Source organism: Streptomyces purpurascens, from assembly GCF_045040895.1.
Lineage (GTDB): Bacteria > Actinomycetota > Actinomycetes > Streptomycetales > Streptomycetaceae > Streptomyces > Streptomyces purpurascens.
The window spans coordinates 950,222-966,205 of the sequence record NZ_CP108341.1 but is presented as its reverse complement, the minus strand read 5'-3'; the positions used below and the strand labels follow the sequence as shown (position 1 = coordinate 966,205).

The 15,984-nt window shown below is 73.2% G+C and carries 15 protein-coding genes; 8 read left to right on the top strand and 7 right to left on the bottom strand.

Going from position 1 to position 15,984, the window contains the following annotated elements:
• Positions 1 to 374: 374 nt before the first annotated feature.
• A complete protein-coding gene (locus tag OHU35_RS04410) occupies positions 375 to 1,556 on the bottom strand; it encodes an MFS transporter (RefSeq protein WP_405504740.1) in 1,182 nt (393 codons plus the stop codon).
• Positions 1,557 to 1,677: 121 nt separating this feature from the next.
• Between OHU35_RS04410 and OHU35_RS04405 the strand changes: the two genes are divergently transcribed.
• Positions 1,678 to 3,156, top strand: coding sequence for a glutamate--cysteine ligase (locus OHU35_RS04405; protein WP_189724080.1), 1,479 nt, complete (start codon positions 1,678 to 1,680; stop codon positions 3,154 to 3,156).
• A gap of 19 nt (positions 3,157 to 3,175) precedes the next feature.
• Here the strand turns inward: OHU35_RS04405 and OHU35_RS04400 are convergent, their stop codons facing one another.
• The 3 genes from OHU35_RS04400 to OHU35_RS04390 are packed head-to-tail and all read right to left on the bottom strand — an operon-like array spanning position 3,176 to position 5,889.
• Complete coding sequence (locus OHU35_RS04400) at positions 3,176 to 4,297, bottom strand: Gfo/Idh/MocA family protein (RefSeq protein ID WP_189724079.1); 1,122 nt, start codon at positions 4,295 to 4,297, stop codon at positions 3,176 to 3,178.
• On the bottom strand, positions 4,267 to 4,977 hold the full coding sequence (locus OHU35_RS04395; protein WP_189724078.1) for a ThuA domain-containing protein: 711 nt from the start codon (positions 4,975 to 4,977) through the stop codon (positions 4,267 to 4,269). Before OHU35_RS04395 ends, OHU35_RS04400 begins: the two co-directional genes overlap by 31 nt.
• A gap of 51 nt (positions 4,978 to 5,028) precedes the next feature.
• Entirely contained in the window at positions 5,029 to 5,889 is an 861-nt protein-coding gene (locus tag OHU35_RS04390; RefSeq protein WP_189724077.1) for a class I SAM-dependent methyltransferase, read from the bottom strand.
• An 80-nt stretch (positions 5,890 to 5,969) separates the two neighbouring features.
• Between OHU35_RS04390 and OHU35_RS04385 the strand changes: the two genes are divergently transcribed.
• Positions 5,970 to 6,401, top strand: a complete 432-nt coding sequence (locus OHU35_RS04385) for a helix-turn-helix domain-containing protein (RefSeq protein ID WP_189724076.1) — start codon at positions 5,970 to 5,972, stop codon at positions 6,399 to 6,401.
• An 84-nt stretch (positions 6,402 to 6,485) separates the two neighbouring features.
• On the opposite strand, the gene OHU35_RS04380 is transcribed toward OHU35_RS04385, so the two are convergent.
• From OHU35_RS04380 to OHU35_RS04370, 3 genes are all read right to left on the bottom strand, one after another.
• On the bottom strand, positions 6,486 to 7,295 hold the full coding sequence (locus tag OHU35_RS04380) for a DeoR/GlpR family DNA-binding transcription regulator (RefSeq protein ID WP_189724075.1): 810 nt from the start codon (positions 7,293 to 7,295) through the stop codon (positions 6,486 to 6,488).
• 67 nt (positions 7,296 to 7,362) lie between these two features.
• Positions 7,363 to 8,418, bottom strand: a complete 1,056-nt coding sequence (pdxA, locus tag OHU35_RS04375; RefSeq protein WP_405504736.1) for a 4-hydroxythreonine-4-phosphate dehydrogenase PdxA — start codon at positions 8,416 to 8,418, stop codon at positions 7,363 to 7,365.
• Entirely contained in the window at positions 8,415 to 9,653 is a 1,239-nt protein-coding gene (locus OHU35_RS04370) for a four-carbon acid sugar kinase family protein (RefSeq protein ID WP_405504734.1), read from the bottom strand. The genes pdxA and OHU35_RS04370 overlap by 4 nt, the downstream gene beginning before the upstream one ends.
• Positions 9,654 to 9,874: 221 nt before the next feature.
• On the opposite strand from OHU35_RS04370, the gene OHU35_RS04365 reads away from it, so the two are divergent.
• Genes OHU35_RS04365 through OHU35_RS04340 form a run of 6 tightly spaced genes read left to right on the top strand, consistent with a single transcriptional unit; the run spans position 9,875 to position 15,961 of the window.
• Complete coding sequence (locus OHU35_RS04365) at positions 9,875 to 11,488, top strand: ABC transporter substrate-binding protein (protein ID WP_405504733.1); 1,614 nt, start codon at positions 9,875 to 9,877, stop codon at positions 11,486 to 11,488.
• 3 nt (positions 11,489 to 11,491) lie between these two features.
• Positions 11,492 to 12,421 carry an ABC transporter permease gene (locus tag OHU35_RS04360; RefSeq protein ID WP_189724073.1) on the top strand — a complete coding sequence of 310 codons (930 nt, stop codon included), beginning with the start codon at positions 11,492 to 11,494 and terminating at the stop codon, positions 12,419 to 12,421.
• 3 nt (positions 12,422 to 12,424) lie between these two features.
• Positions 12,425 to 13,339 (top strand): ABC transporter permease, encoded by a 915-nt coding sequence (locus OHU35_RS04355; protein ID WP_189724072.1) that lies wholly within the window; start codon positions 12,425 to 12,427, stop codon positions 13,337 to 13,339.
• On the top strand, positions 13,336 to 14,175 hold the full coding sequence (locus OHU35_RS04350) for an ABC transporter ATP-binding protein (RefSeq protein WP_405504730.1): 840 nt from the start codon (positions 13,336 to 13,338) through the stop codon (positions 14,173 to 14,175). The genes OHU35_RS04355 and OHU35_RS04350 overlap by 4 nt, the downstream gene beginning before the upstream one ends.
• Complete coding sequence (locus OHU35_RS04345; RefSeq protein ID WP_189724070.1) at positions 14,172 to 14,984, top strand: dipeptide/oligopeptide/nickel ABC transporter ATP-binding protein; 813 nt, start codon at positions 14,172 to 14,174, stop codon at positions 14,982 to 14,984. Before OHU35_RS04350 ends, OHU35_RS04345 begins: the two co-directional genes overlap by 4 nt.
• The gene (locus OHU35_RS04340) at positions 14,981 to 15,961 is read left to right on the top strand and encodes an aldo/keto reductase (RefSeq protein ID WP_229872923.1); all 981 of its coding nucleotides are present in this window, start codon (positions 14,981 to 14,983) and stop codon (positions 15,959 to 15,961) included. The genes OHU35_RS04345 and OHU35_RS04340 overlap by 4 nt, the downstream gene beginning before the upstream one ends.
• Positions 15,962 to 15,984: the final 23 nt, after the last annotated feature.

Here is a 15,984-nt window from a genome sequence, read left to right as displayed (position 1 = left end):
GGCCGGGCCGCTGCCATCGGGGTGGCGGGCCCGGCTTCCGCGTCACAGTGAACGACGAGGCCGCCGCGAGCTTCCCACCGGCCCCGCCGCGGTACCGACCTCGACGGCCACACCGCTCGCCGACGCCCTGCCGCCGAACCCGCCACCCCGATCGCTGCGGCCTCGTCATCCGCTGAGAGCAGGGCGCCAGACCCGCCGTACCCATGACGGCGACCTCGCCGCTCGCCAGGACGCCCGTCGCCGGACGCGCCGCCCTGCGGCGGCGAGGCCGCCGCGCGTGCGACGACGCCTCTGGCGACCCGGTTCTCGGCCGAGGGGATCGGGGCGGGGCCGGCCCGGGGCATCGAAGCGGCCGGTGCCCCTGCCGCCGGGCCTCAGCCCCCGGCCGCCCGCCGTGTCGCCGCCCCCACGAGCGCCCCGACCGCCGCCGCCACCGCCGCGAGCACCGCCACGCTGGTCAGGGCGGCCGGCAGGGTGAACCAGTCCGCCATGAAGCCGATCGCGGGCGGCCCGAGGAGCATGCCGCCGTAGCCGAGGGTGGAGGCCGTGGCGACGCCGCTGGGGCCGGCGAGTGCGCCCGCGCGTTCCACGGCCACCGGGAAGAGGTTCGCCAGGCCGAGGCCCGTGACCGCGTACCCGAGCAGGGCCGCCCACAGGGACGGGGCGAGTGAACCGAGCAGCATTCCGGCCGCCGCGGTGGTGCCGCCCGCGACGACGGTCCGGGTCCGCCCCAGGCGTTCCAGGAGCGTCGTGCCGGTCAGCCGCCCCACCGTCATGGCGAGCGCGAAGCAGGAGTAGCCGACGGCCGCGGCGCCCGGGGAGGCGTCCAGGTCCTGTTCGAGGTGCAGGGCGCCCCAGTCGGCCAGCGCCCCCTCGCCGTACGCGGTGCACCCCGCGATCACGCCGAAGACGATCACCAGCCCCCGGGTACGGCCGTCCAGCCGGCGCGGGGCGCCCTTCGCGGGGCGTTCCCGCTCCGGCGGCGTCGGCGGCTCGTGCCGCAGGAGCGTCGGTCCCGCCAGGGCCGTCACCAGCAGTCCGACGACCGTGAGCAGCAGCAGATGCCCGGTGGGGGAGAGGACCCCCGCGACCAGCCCGCCCAGACCCGCGCCGATCATGCCGCCCAGGCTGAACGCGGCGTGGAAGCTCGGCATGATCGGCCGCCGCAGCGCGGCCACCAGCTCGACGGCCGCACTGTTGAAGGCGACGTTGATCCCGCCGTACGCGGCGCCGAAGAGCAGAAGCACGAGGCCGAGCGCGAGGACCGAGTGGGTCAGCGGGGGCAGGGCCACGCTGAGGGAGAGCAGGACGGCGCAGACGACGGTGACCCGGTGGTTGCCGTAGCGGCGGCACAGGCGCCCGGTGAGGGTCATGGTGATGACGGCACCGGCCGAGACGCCCAGGAGGGCGAGTCCGAGGGCACTGGCGGAGGCGTTCGTCTGTTCCTTGATGGCGGGGATGCGCACCACCCAGCCGGCGAAGACGAAGCCGTCGAGGGCGAAGAAGACCGTGATCGCGATGCGGAGTCGGGTGAGGGAACTGCCGTCGCCCGGCACGGCACTGTGCGTTCGGGGTTTGTTTATTTGCGGCACAAACTCAGGCTAGGTGGGTGCGGGGGCGACGACAAGGTGCGACGCTGGGACGAGAGGTATCCGCCGAGGGAACTCGGGAGGACGCATGGGACGTGACGTGCCGGCCCTGGTGTTCACGCGGGAGGACCGCCGTCGCTACCGGCAGAAGATGCACACCGACCTCGAGGTGCTGGCGCGGATGCTCCACGAGTCGGGCTTCGAGAGCGAGCGGCCCCGGGTCGGGCTGGAGATCGAGCTCAACCTGGTGGACGACGAGGGACTGCCCGTGATGCGGAACACCGACGTGCTCCAGGCGATCGCCGACCCCGCCTGGTCGAGCGAGCTGGGCCGCTTCAACCTGGAGATCAACATCCCGCCCCGGGAGCTCACGACCGGCGGCCCCGGAGACTGGGAGCGGGAGATCCGGGACGCCCTCAACCACGCCGAGGACCGCGCCTCGGCCGTCGGCGCCCACCTGATCATGGTCGGCATTCTGCCGACGCTGGGGGAGACGCACGTGAGCGAGGCCGCCCTGTCCGGCGACCCCCGGTACCAGTTGCTCAACGAGCAGATCTTCGCGGCGCGCGGCGAGGATCTGCGGATCAGGGTGGACGGCGTCGAGCGCCTGGCGACGTACGCCGACACCATCACCCCCGAGGCCGCCTGCACCAGCACCCAGTTCCACCTCCAGGTCGCCCCGAAGGAGTTCTCGCACTACTGGAACGCGGCCCAGGCCATCGCGGGCGTGCAGATCGCCCTCGCGGCCAACTCGCCCTACCTGTTCGGCAAGGAGCTGTGGCGCGAGACCCGTATCCCCCTGTTCGAGCAGGCCACCGACACCCGGCCCGAGGAGATCAAGGCCCAGGGCGTACGGCCCCGGGTGTGGTTCGGGGAGCGGTGGATCACCAGCGTCTTCGATCTCTTCGAGGAGAACGTGCGCTACTTCCCGGCCCTGCTGCCGCTGTGCGACGACGAGGACCCGCAGCAGGCACTCGACCGGGGCGGCGTGCCGCAACTGGGCGAACTGACCCTGCACAACGGCACGATCTACCGCTGGAACCGCCCGATCTACGCCGTCACCGACAGCGGTCCGCATCTGCGCATCGAGAACCGGGTGCTGCCCGCGGGCCCCACCGTCGCCGACACCATCGCCAACGGCGCCTTCTACTACGGACTGACCCGCGCCCTGGTCGACGAGGACCGGCCGGTGTGGACGCGGATGTCCTTCTCGGTCGCCGAGGAGAATCTGCACACCGCGGCCCGCGACGGCATCGACGCCCGCCTGTACTGGCCGGGCGTGGGCGAAGTGCCGGTCACGGAACTGGTGTTGCGCCGCCTGCTGCCGCTCGCCCACCGGGGCCTGGAACTGGCCGGCATGGACGACGCGTGGCGCGAACCCCTGCTCGGCATCATCGAGCAGCGCTGTGTCACCGCCCGCAACGGCGCCCTCTGGCAGGCCGAGACGGTCCACCACCTGGAGAAGGCCGGCATCTCCGACCGGCGCGAGGCACTGCGGCAGATGACCACGACCTACATGGACTACATGCACATGAACGCGCCCGCACACACGTGGCCCGTGGACTGACCCCCGCGGCATCGCCCGGTCACGCCAGGCCGGGAGCGACCGGGCCCTTCCAGTCCCCGGCGGCCGTCCACGGCACCGGATCGGGCGCCTGCGCCGACGTCGTCAGCTCGATCCGCCGCCCCTCGGCCGACGAACGGAGCAGGGCCGTCATCGTCTCCAGGACGTGCAGGGCGAGTTCGCCGTTCGCACGCGGCGCCCGCTGCCCGTCGGCGGCGATGAAGTCGAGCAGTCCGACGCCGCGTGCGCCGTCCTCGTAGCCCGCCGACACCGGCAGGGCGCGCCATCGGGTGTCGCCGAGCGCGTGCAGCCGGACCTCGCCGTCGAAGCGGTTCGGATCGGGGACCGAGAGGCTCCCCGTCTCGCCGTGGACCTCGATCGGCGCGGCCGTGGTGGCCACACCGTCGAAGCTCGTCGTGATCGTCGTCAGTGCCCCGCCCACGTGTTCCAGCACTCCGGAGACATGACTGTCCACCTCGACCGGGATCCGCTCGCCCGTGCGCGGCCCGGAACCGATGGTCCGCTCGGCGCGCAGCCGGCCGGCCGCCCCGATCACGGCACGCACCGGGCCCAGCAGGTGGATCAGGGAGGCGAGGTAGTACGGCCCCATGTCCAGAAGAGGGCCGCCGCCCTCGGTGTAGTAGAAGTCGGGGTGGGGGTGCCATCGTTCGTGGCCGGGGGTGATCATCACGGCCGAGGCGAACTGGGGGCGTCCGATGCTCCCCGCCTCGACGGCCGCCCGTGCCGTCTGGACCCCGGTGCCCAGGACGGTGTCCGGCGCGCACCCCACACCGACGCCCGCCTTCGCGGCGGCCTCCACGACGGCACGGGCGTCGGCGAGCGTCGCGGCCAGCGGCTTCTCCCCGTAGACGTGCTTGCCGTGACCGATGGCGCCGAGGGCGATCCCGGCGTGGGCGGCCGGGGTGGTGAGGTTCAGCACCGTGTCCACGTCCGGGCTGCTGAGCAACTCCTCGACCGTCAGCGCCTCGACCCCGGGCAGTTCGGCGGCGACGGCGGCCGACCGGGAGGCGTCGAGGTCGGCGACCGCGGTGACACGCACGGCGGGATGTCCGGCGAGCGTGTCGAGGTACGCGCGGGAGATGACGCCGAGTCCTACGACGCCGATGCGGTGCGCGTCGCCCACAGCATGCCCCTCTCGATGATGGTGCGGACGTCGGGGTGCTCCAGCACGTCGAGGCTGTGCCCCGGTGTCGTCACCAGGACGCGCCCGGCACCCCACCGGCGGGTCCAGACCGCCGGCGAGGTGACCGGCCGGTGCCAGGGCTGCCACGGCCGGGCCGGATGCGTGGTGGTGGCCAGGACGTCGATGAGATCGTCGTGGAGCACCCAGTACTGCTCGGTGTCCAGCTCGAAGTCCTCGATGCCCGCTGTGACGGGATGGGTGCGGCCGGCCTCGGTGAGGGTGATGGTGTGCGGCAGGAAGTTGTCCTCCGCCCCGCCCCGGCGCTCGCACGGTTCCTTGCCCGGGTGGGTGGCGAACTGGCCGCCGACCAGGTGGAGATAGTCGGCCGATGCGCGGAACGAGTCGGCGATGCCGCCGTGCCAGCCGGTGAAACCCGTGCCGGCCACGACCGCCGAGCTCAGTCCGGCCACCTGCTCGCGCGTGATCTCCGACATCGTGACGCACTGCACGACGAGGTCGGTGCCCGCCATCTCGGCGGTGTCGGCGTAGACGTCGGTCGATTCCTCGACCCGGACGGCGTATCCGTGGTCCCGGAGGAAGGGAAGGAACAGCTCCGTCGCCTTGACCGGCTCATGGCCTTCCCATCCGCCTCGGACAACCAGGGCTCTTTTCTGCGTCATCGTGATCTCACTATGCGCGGGGAGCCCGGGCTCCGAAAAGAGGGCCGGGACTCACGAAAGTTTCGCGGCCAAGGCCCGGGCACCGACCGTCCAGCAGGCCGCGGTGAAGCGGACTTCCGCGCCGTGCACGAACGGGCCGAAGGCGGCGCGGACCGTCTCGACGACCCGTGCGCGCGTCTCCTCGTCCACCTCGGGCAGGGCCATGCCGAGGGGCCCGAGCCGGGTGAAGTAGCGGACCAGGTCCTTCTCGGGCAGGGCACAGACGACGTCGACCGGCCGGATGTCGATATCGGCCCACCCGCTCTCCGCCAGGATGCGGCGGACCTTGTCCGGGTCCGCGAAGGCGAACTGTCCCGGCTCGTCGGGCCCTCGGACCGGCAGGCTAGGGAGCAGCGGTGCGGCGGCGCGCTGGGCCGTCGTCATGAACGGGTTCTCCCCCGGATCGCGCCAGACGACGAACCGGAGCGCGGCGTCGTCCCGGGCGGCGCTCCGGAGATTCGCGAAAGCCCGGACGGGGTCGTCGAAGAACATGACGCCGAAACGCGAGATGACGGTGTCGAAGGCGGCCGGTTCGAACAGGTGCTCCTGCGCGTCGGCGCGGACGAAGGAGGCCGGTGCGCCCTCCCGCTCGGCGCGCTCCCGGGCGGTGTCGACCAACGGCCCGGAGATGTCGACGCCGACGCAGTGACCCGCCGGGCCGAGCCGTCGCGCGACGGCCAGGGTGGTGCCGCCCGTCCCGCAGCCGACGTCGAGCACGTGTTCCGCGCCTTCGGCGGACACGGCGTCGACGAGCAGGTCCTCCAAGGGTCTGAACATCCCGTCCAGCACCTGCTGGAGATCCACCCAGGCGTGACCGGCGCGCCCGTTCCAGCGGGCGGTCTGTTCGTCATCGTTCCTGCGCTCGGCGTCCATGCTCGTCGGCTCTCCTTCTGCTTGCCTTCATCGGGGCGAGATGACAGCGTTCTACTTCAAGTCGACTTGAGGTCAAGGGAATGACGGACCTGGACATCGCCGAAGTGGCCCAGCGCTCCGGGGTGCCCGCCTCGGCACTGCGGTTCTACGAGGAGAAGGGGCTGATCGCCCCGACCGGCCGGCGAGGGCTGCGGCGGCAGTACGATCCCGGCGTACTGGAGCGGCTGGCGCTGATCGCGCTGGGGCGGACGGCCGGGTTCTCGCTCGACGAGATCGCGCACATGTTCGCGCCGGACGGACCGCCCCGGATCGACCGGAGCATGCTGGCGGACAAGGCGGAGGAACTGGACCGCAGGATCCGCGAACTGGGCGTGCTCCGCGACTCCCTGCGACACGCCGCCGCCTGCCCCGCGCCGACCCACATGGAGTGCCCCACGTTCCGCGGCCTTCTCGACGCGGCAGCGTCAGGCGGTGTCCCCACGCCCAGGAGGCGGACGCCGCCCGGCGGCTAGCAGCCCGTTCGGCGTCTTGCCGGGCCGGGCCCGGCGTGTGCGTCGGACGGGCGGGCCCCGCCGCCGCGCGCCGGGCAGGCGGCTCTACGCGGTGTCGCCGTGCGGGCCGGCCGTCACCCGCTCCGGCGTCGTGGTCACCGTCTCCACCCCGCGCGCCCGCAGCTCCGCGAGGACGGCCGGGTCGGCCGTGTCGTCCGTGACCAGGGTCCAGCCCTCGCACAGGGCCGTCCAGGCGTGGAAGGGGCGGCGGCCGAGCTTGGCCGCGTGGGCGAGGACGTAGACGTGGTCGGCGCGGCGGGCCATCAGCTCCTTGAGGCGGGTCTGGCGCAGGTCCGCCTCGCAGATGCCGAGTTCGGGGGAGATGCCGTCCGTGCCGAGGAAGACCCGGTCGAACGTCATACGCTCCAGGGCGGCTTCCGTGAGCGGTCCGACGAAGCCCTGGCTGAGCGGGCGCAGGGTGCCGCCGAGGCACTCGACGTGCACCGTCTCGACATCGGACAGCGCCTGCAGGGCGGTGAGTCCGGTGGTCGCCACGGTGAGGTCCTCGGCCGTGCGCAGCTCGTGGGCGAGCGCGCCGACCGTGGAGCCGGCGTCGAGGAGCAGCGTCTCGCCGGGCCGCACCTGGGCCGCCGCCCAGCGGGCGATGGCCTGCTTGGCCTCGAAGGCCTCGCCCACGCGCTGCCGCAGGGACGCCTCGGGGTGCGCGGCCAGCGCCATGGCCCCGCCGTAGGTGCGGGCCAGACGCCCGTCGGTGGTGAGCTTGGCCAGGTCGCGGCGGATGGTCGAGGCCGTCACGCCGAACAGCTGCGAGAGCTCCTCCACGCTCGCCAGGCCGGTGGTGGTGGCGAGGTGGACGATGCGGTCGCGCCGCGCCTTGGATCCGGTCACAGACATAGGTTCTTCATGTCCTCAATAGTCCTGGGCCGTCCTGGGTCGCACACGTGCCTGCCGCGAACCGCGGTCAGCGGGCGGCCGGAGCGGTCGACATCTCGGCGGCCTGGCGCAGAGCCTCGACCATGCTACCGGGCTCGGCCCGGCCGGTTCCGGCGATGTCGAAGGCCGTGCCGTGGTCGACGGAGGTGCGGATCACCGGCAGTCCGACGGTGAGGTTGACCCCGGCCTCGATGCCGAGGACCTTGACGGGGCCGTGCCCCTGGTCGTGGTACATCGCGACGATGAGGTCGTAGTCGCCGCGCGAGGCGAGGTAGAACGCCGTGTCCGCGGGCAGCGGGCCGCGTGCGTCGATGCCGTCGGCGCGCACCGTCTCCAGCGCCGGGACGATCTTCGTCTCCTCCTCGCCGTAGCCGAACAGGCCGTTCTCGCCCGCGTGCGGATTGATGCCGCAGACACCGATCACCGGGTCGGCGGTCCCGGCGCGCACCATCGCCTCGTGGCCGCGACGCACCGTGCGCTCCACCAGGCCGGGTTCGATGCGGTTCACGGCGTCGATCAGCCCGATGTGGGTGGTGACGTGGATGACCTTCACCCGGGGAGTCGACAGCATCATCGACACCTCCTCGACGCCCGTGAGATGGGCGAGGAGTTCGGTGTGGCCGGGGTAGAGGTGGCCGGCGGCGTGCAGGGCCCCCTTGTTGAGCGGGGCGGTGCAGATGCCGTCCACCTCGCCGCGCAGCGCGAGTTCGGCGGCGACGCGTACGTAGTGGTAGGCGGCGTCGCCCGCGACGGCGGACAGCTCGCCCCAGGGCAGGTCGGCGGGGAGCAGCCCGAGGTCGATCACGTGGACGCGGCCGGGCGCGAACTCGGCCTGGGCGGGATGCTCGACCGGCACGATCTCGCAGCTGACGCCGAGGATGCCGGCCGCCCGCCGCAGGCGCTCGGCGTCGCCCACGACGACGGGCCGGCAGTCGCGCAGGGTGTCGGGGTGCAGCAGCGCCGGCACGATGACCTCGGGCCCGATGCCTGCGCCGTCGCCCATGGTCACCGCGATGACCGGGAGCGGCCGAGAGGCCGCGGAGGTCTGGCCGGCGGTGGCGGCGGAGGAGGGGGCTGCGTTCACGGGGCTACTCCTGTGGGGTCGGTCGGAACGTGGCGTACGGGTGCGGGGCGCAGGGCCCGGACGATGCGCCGCAGGGAGTCGGCCTCGCCGTAGCTGCCGGGCCGGGTGACGACCGAGCGGCCGTCGGGTGTGCGGGACAGGACCGCACCGTGGTGGATCTGGCCCACCGGGCGCAGGTCGGTGACGCGCAGGACGTCCAGGACGCGGCGGGCGGTCTCGCCGCCGGTGAGGACCAGGTCGCAGTCGTGCGCCGCGTCGGCGACGGTGTCGGCGAGCGCGGCGACGAGACGGCGCGCGACGGAGGGACCGGCGGCTCCGGTGATGCGGACGACCGTGACGGCGGCGACGGGAGGCGCGAGCCGTCGAGGGGCGTGCAGGAGTTCGCGGGTGCTGAGGGAGATCTGGCGGGCTCCGTCCGCGAGGAGGTGCGCGACCTGTCCGCGGGCGGACGGCTCGGCCGTGCCCACCACGATCAGCAGCGGCCGGACGACGTCCCCGGCGTCGAGCGTGTTCGCGCCGGGCGTGCCCAGGAGCCGCCCCAGGGCCCCCGCGAGTCCGCCGGTGCCCAACAGCCGTATCCCGGGACCCAGTTCGAGGGCCGCCGCGGCGATCGCGTCGAGGTCGTCCTCGGTCTCCGCGTCGCACACCGGATGCCGTCCCTGCGCGAAACACGCACGCAGCGCTTCCCGTAGCGCGCCGGATGCCCCGCGTACGTCCGTGAGCGGCACCGGAGCTGACGGCAGGTCACCGAGCGCGGCGGCGACCGAGGGCGGGGCGGTCCGCGCCTCGGCACGCCAGGCGTCCGCCTCGTGCAGCGGCACCCCGTCGAGGTGGACGACCCCGCCCCGCACCGTGCGCCGGCCCGCGGGCAGAGCGGTCGCGATCACCACGCCCAGGCCGTCCCGCGCGTAGGCGGCCGCCTCGGCGGCGAGGTTGCCCCTGAGCAGCGAGTCGACCTTCTTGAAGAGCACCGTTCCGGCGGGCACCGCGTGCGTGACGTCCCGTACCGCCCGCGCCGCCTCGGCGCCGGGCAACTGCCGCGAGTCGAGGTCGAGCACCAGGGACTCGCCGGGCGCGGACGCCAACGGTACGGGGACCGGCCCCAGCAGGATCCGGGCGGGCGAGCGCAGTGCCACCGCGGTCTCGGCGGCACCGGACAGATCGTCGGCGAGAGCGAGTACGGGCCGGTGGGCGGCCTGGACGGGGCCGCCGGGGCCGGCAGCGGAGAGGGACACGGGTACCTCCTCGGGCGGCCCGGTCGGGCTGCCTCGGAATCCGATGATGACACGAGTTGCGCGAAATGCGCGAGACCCCTTGCGCACTTCGCGCAGTCGTGCCACCTTTTCCGGCGCGACACCTGTTCGTATCCCGCCGGCCCGGCCCCCCGACCGGGCCGCGGCGAGAGCCGCACGAACACCACGAGCCGGTCGCCCCCCGGAACGCGAGAAGGTCGACGATGACCCCAAGCCCCTATGACGCACCCCCGGACCACCGCCCCCAGCGGGAGCCCCTCGGCCGCCCCGTCCACCGCCGCACCCTGCTGCGCCTCGGCGCGCTCGGCGGCACGGGTCTCGCCCTCGGTCCCCTCGCCGCCTGCGCCGGACCCACCGGGGCACCCGGTCCTGGCACCCTCACCCTCGGCCTGAACCGCTCCCTGGTGAGCCTCGACAACAAGCTGAACCAGTTCGACGCCGCCGTCACCGTGCAGCGCGCGGTCCGCCAGGCCCTCACGAGCATCGGCCCCGGCATGCGCGTCCAGCCGGTCCTCGCCGACCGGTTCGCGATGACCGGGCCGACCGTCTGGAGCGTGCGGCTGCGCGAGGGCGTGCGCTACTCCGACGGCAGCCCCGTCACCGTCGAGGACGTCGCCACCGCCCTGGAGATGTACGGCAAGGTCAACGGCTCCTTCCTCCTCGGGCTCTTCCCGGAGCTGCCCACCGTCGAGAAGACCGGCGAGCGCACCTTCGAGCTGCACACCGAGCGGCCCGTGCCCGTGCTCGACCGCCTCATGGCCAACATCCACATCACCCCGGCCGCCGCCAACCGCCCCGAGGAACTCCAGAGCGGCGTCGGCTCAGGACCGTACAAGGTGATCGAGGCCAACAGCGGCGCGGGTGAGTACACCCTTGCCCGCAACCCCCGCTACTGGGGCCGCCCGGCCCGCGTCGACACCGTCCGGGCCCGCTTCGTGCCCGAGGAGTCCAGCCGGGTCATCGCCCTGCGCAGCGGCGAGCTGGACGTCGTCGACACCCTCACCCCGGACTCGGCCGAGCAGCTCACCGGCCTGCCCGGCGTCACCGTCGAGGAGACCTCCGGCGTCCGCATCTGCCAGCTCTTCTACAACTTCCGCAAGCGCCACGACCACCCCCTGGCCAACGCCCGCGTGCGCCGCGCCCTCACCTACGCCATCGACGGCGAGGCGCTGGTGAAGGACGTCCTCACCGGCTCCGCCGAAGCCGCCGAAGGAGTCGTCCCGCTCGCCCTCGAAGGCGCGGTACGCACCGGCGCCTACACCTACGACCCGGGCAAGGCGAAGGCGCAGCTGAAGCGGCTGGGCGCCGAGGGCCTGCGGATCCGCGTCATCTGGGAGTCGGGAGAGTTCGCCGCCGACAGCTCCGTCATGGAAGCCGTCGCCGACATGTTCCGCGACATCGGCGTCCGCGCCTCGCTGCTCCAGTTCGAACCGGGCGGCGACATCCTGAAGTGGCGGCAGGGCCGCGGCGGCGACTGGGACGTCATCGGCAACGGCTTCCCCGGCACCACCGGCCAGGCCCTCACCTCCCTCCAGGGCATGTACGGCGGCACGCCCGAGCGGGAGGGCACCCGCGACACCTACATGGGCTACGTCATCCCGGACATCCAGCGCCGCCTGGAGGACGCCGCCACCGAGACCGACGCCGCCGCCCGCGACCGCAAGCTGGCCGCCGCGCAGCACGCCGTCTGGAACACCTGGCCCAGCCTGTGGGCCTTCGCCCCCAAGACGCTGCTCGCCCGCCGCGAGCGCGTGCACGACCTGGGCCTGCTCCAGCTCAACTCCTACGACCTGTCCGCCGTACGGCTGGAGGGCTGAGCCGTGGCCACCTACCTCGCCCGCCGCGTCGGCCAGAGCCTGCTGGCCGTCTTCCTCACCCTCACCACGGTCTTCCTGCTGCTGCGCCTGGCCCCCGGCGACCCGGCCGCCGCCTACGCCGCGCCCAGCGCCACGGCCGCCGATCTCGCCCGCATCCGCGCCCAGTTCGGCCTCGACGAACCGCTCGTCGTGCAGTACGGGATCTTCCTGCGGGACCTGTGCACCGGGAACCTCGGCACCAGCTACTCCTTCCACGCCTCCGCGTTCCAGGTGGTCATGGACCGGCTGCCGTACACCATCACCCTCGCGGTCTCCGCCATCGCGGTCACCACCGTCGTCGCCGTACCGCTCGGCGTGTGGATGGCCCGGCGCGCCGACACCAAGCGGGAGCTGGGCGCCAACGTCCTGACGATCACCGGGCAGTCGATGCCGGACTTCTGGACCGGCGTGATGCTGCTGACCGTCTTCGCGGTGCTGCTCCCGGTGCTGCCCGCCTCCGGGTTCACCTCGTGGAGCGGCCTGATCCTGCCCACGGTGACCGTGGCCGTCCTCCAACTCGCCCTGATCTCACGCCTGGTACGCCGCGAGATGACCACCGCGCTCGCCGCCCCCTACACCACGGTCGCCCGCTCCCGCGGCGTCTCCGAACGCACCCTGACCTGGCAGTACGGCCTGCGCAACTCCGCCGTGCCGCTCGTCACCGCCCTCGGCACCCGCTTCGCGGCCCTGCTCAACGGTGTCGTGGTCGTCGAGGTCGTCTTCGGCTGGCCGGGCGTCGGCTCGCTCGTCGTCCGGGCGCTGGAGACCCGCGACTACCCGCTCATCCAGGCCACCGTCCTCGTGACGGCCACCCTCGCGATCCTCGTCCAGCTCCTCGTCGACCTCGCCTACCCGCTGTTCGATCCGCGCGTACGACTCGGAAAGGCGGCCTGACCCATGGCCGGTGTCATCTCCACCCCGGTCGCCGGTACCGAGCGGCCCAGCGCCGTCAGCGCCCGCGACCTCGCCCGGGCCACCGCGACCCGGCAGCGGCGCAGCGCCCGCTTCAAGATCTGGGCCGGGTCCGTGTGCACGGCCCTCGTGGTCCTGCCCGTCGCCCTGGCGAGCCTGCTGCCCCTGCCGGAGGCCAACGCCCAGGACCTCTCGGAGCGCAGGCTGCCGCCGCTCAGCGCGGGGCACCTGCTCGGCACCGACCAGCTCGGCCGCGACCTGCTGTCGCGCATCCTGCACGGCGGCCAGGTCTCCCTCTCGGTCGGCGTCCTCGCGGTCCTGGTGTCCGGGCTGATCGGCATCGTCGCCGGGGCGGCCGCGGGCTTCTTCGGCGGCTGGGTCGACGCGCTCGTCTCCCGCTTCCTGGAAGCCCAGCTCGCCCTGCCCCTGCTGATGATGCTGCTGCTCGTGGTCGCCCTCTTCGGGCCCTCCGTCACCGTCATCACCTGTGTGATCGCCGTCGCGCAGTGGCCCGAGGTGGCGCGGCTGACCCGCTCCCTCGTCCTGGTCGAGCGCGAGAAACCGTACGTCGCCGCCGCCCGCGTCCTGGGCCTGCGCGGCTGGCAGATCCTCACCCGGCACGTCGTGCCCAACGTCGTCCGGCCGGTGAGCCTCGTCGTGCTGCTGCTGCTCGCCCAGGCCGTCCTGCTGGAGAGCGCGCTGAGCTTCCTCGGCGCCGGTCCGCAGCGGCCCTTCGCCACCTGGGGCCGGATCATCTCCGACGGCCAGGCCTACATCACCACCTCGTGGTGGCTGGTCACCCTGCCCGGCCTGGTCATCGCCCTCCTCGTGGTCGGGGTCAACCTGCTGGGCGACGGACTGCGGGACCGCACCCGCCGCCGGAAGGGAGCCGGAGCATGACCGACGGGACACCGCTGCTGGATGTCCGTGACCTCCAGATCGAACTCATCACCGCGCACGGCGTCGTCCGGGCCGTCGACGGCGTGAGCTTCACCGTCGGCCGCGGCGAGACCGTGACCCTCATCGGCGAGTCCGGATCCGGCAAGTCGACCACCGCGATGGGCGTACTGCGCCTGCTGCCGGAGGGCCTTGCCGTGCTGTCGGGCAGCGTCCGCGTCGGCGGCCGCGACGTCGTCGCCGACCCCGGCGCGGCCCGCGCGGTACGCGGCCGGACGGTCTCCCTGATCCCGCAGGACCCGATGACAGCCCTCAGCCCCGTCCACACCATCGGCCGGCAGCTCGGCGAGGCGCTCCGCCTGCGCCACCCCGAACTCTCCAGGGCCCAGGCCCGCGAGAAGGGCATCGAGTTGCTCGCCCAGGTGCGCATCACGCGTCCCGAGACCCGCTGGAAGTCCTATCCGCACCAGTTCTCCGGCGGCATGCTGCAACGCATCCTCATCGCCATCGCCCTGGCCGGCGATCCGGAACTGCTGGTCGCCGACGAACCCACCTCCGCCCTCGACGCGACCGTGCAGGCCAGCGTCCTGGACCTGCTGATGGAGCTCCAGGAACGCACCGGCATCGGCATGCTGATGATCACGCACGACCTGGGCGTGGCCCGGCTGGTCTCCGACCGCATCCACGTCATGAAGGACGGCCGTTTCGTCGAGTCCGGCCCGGCCGAACGCATCGTCGACAAACCCGCCGAGCCCTACACCCGAGCCCTCCTCGCCGCCGTGCCCCGCCTCGGCGCCTGGGACGAGGACGAGACCTCTCTGCGAGGAGCTACCCCATGACCCTGCTCCGCGTAGAGGACCTGGTCGTCGAATACCCGACCCCGAGCGGCCCCTTCCGAGCCGTCGACCAGGTCGGCTTCCAACTCGACAAGGGCGGCTCTCTCGCGGTCGTCGGCGAGTCCGGCTGTGGCAAGTCGACCCTCGCCCGCGCCCTGGTCCGGCTGCTCACCCCACGGTCCGGCCGTATCGTCCTCGACGGCACGGACATCGCCACCCTCCCGGAGCGGAGACTGCGACCGCTGCGGCGCCGCGTCCAGATGGTCTTCCAGGACCCCTACGGCTCCCTCGACCCCCATCTGACCGCCCAGCAGATCGTGGCCGAGCCGCTGCGCCTCGGCGGTGTGTCCGACCGCGGCGAACGGTCCCGCCGTGCCGCCGAACTGCTCGACCAGGTCGGCCTGCCCCCGTCCGCCCTGGAGCGCCGCCCGGCCGATTTCTCCGGCGGCCAGCGGCAGCGCATCGGCATCGCCCGTGCCCTCGCCTCCCGGCCCGACCTGCTGGTCTGCGACGAGGCGACCTCAGCTCTCGACGTGTCCGTGCAGGCCCAGGTGCTCGCGCTGCTCAGGGAGTTGCAGGAGGAGACCGGCATCGCCTACCTCGTCATCGCGCACAACCTGGGCGTGGTGCGCGAGATGAGCACGGACGTCGTGGTGATGCGGGCCGGCCGCGTGGTCGAGGCCGGGCGGACCGAGACCGTCCTCGCCGCCCCGGCCGACCCCTACACCCGCGCCCTGCGCCGCGCGGCCCTCGACCCGACCGCCATCCACGGCGTGAAACCCCGCCGCGTACTGGAAGGAAGCTCCTCGTGACCACCGGCCTCACCCTGCCGAACACCACCGTCCCGCTCTCCCGGCTGGTGCTGGGCACCATGACCTTCGGCGACACCGTGGACCGCGGGGGAGCGGCGGCCATGCTGGACGCCGCGCTCGATGCGGGCATCACGGGCGTGGACACCGCGAACGGTTACGCGGGCGGCGAGAGCGAGCGCATCCTCGCCGAGCTCCTGCCCGGCCGCCGCGACCGGATCGTGCTGGCCACCAAGGCGGGTATCCCGCATCCCGACCAGGGCGATCACGCGCCCCTGTCGCCTGCCGGACTGCGCGCCGCCCTGGAAGGCAGCCTGAAGCGGCTCGGCACCGACCACGTCGACCTGTTCTACCTGCACCAGCCGGACCGTGCGACGCCGCCGGCCGAAACCCTGGCGACCGTGGCCGAGTTCGTCGCCGAGGGGAAGGTCGGCGCCCTCGGCGTGTCCAACTTCGCGGCCTGGCAGATCTCCGAACTCGCCCGCACGGCCGAGGAGGTGGGCGCCCCGCGTCCGGTGATCGCCCAGCAGCTGCACAACCTGCTCGCGCGGCGCATCGAGGAGGAGTACGTCGAGTACGCGGCCGTCAGCGGCCTGCGCACCATGGTCTACAACCCGCTCGGCGGTGGCCTCCTGACCGGCCGGCACCACTTCGGCCAGGAGCCCGGCTCCGGCCGTTTCGGCGACTCGCGGCTCGCCGCCATGTACCGGCAGCGGTACTGGGACGAACGGCTCTTCACCGCCGTCACGGAACTGGCCGCCGTGGCCGAGCAGGCCGGCCTGCCGCTGACCGACCTCGCCTTGCGCTGGTTGCTGGACCGCCCCTCGACCGACGCGCTGCTCCTCGGCGGCTCGAAGGTCGAGCACCTGCTCGCCAACATCGCCGCCGCGGCCGAGGGCCCGCTGCCCGCCGACGTCACCGCGGCCTGCGACGAGGTCGGCGCCCGCCTGCGCGGCCCGATGCCCGCCTACAACCGCTGACCCCACCCCCGACCGCTACGGAG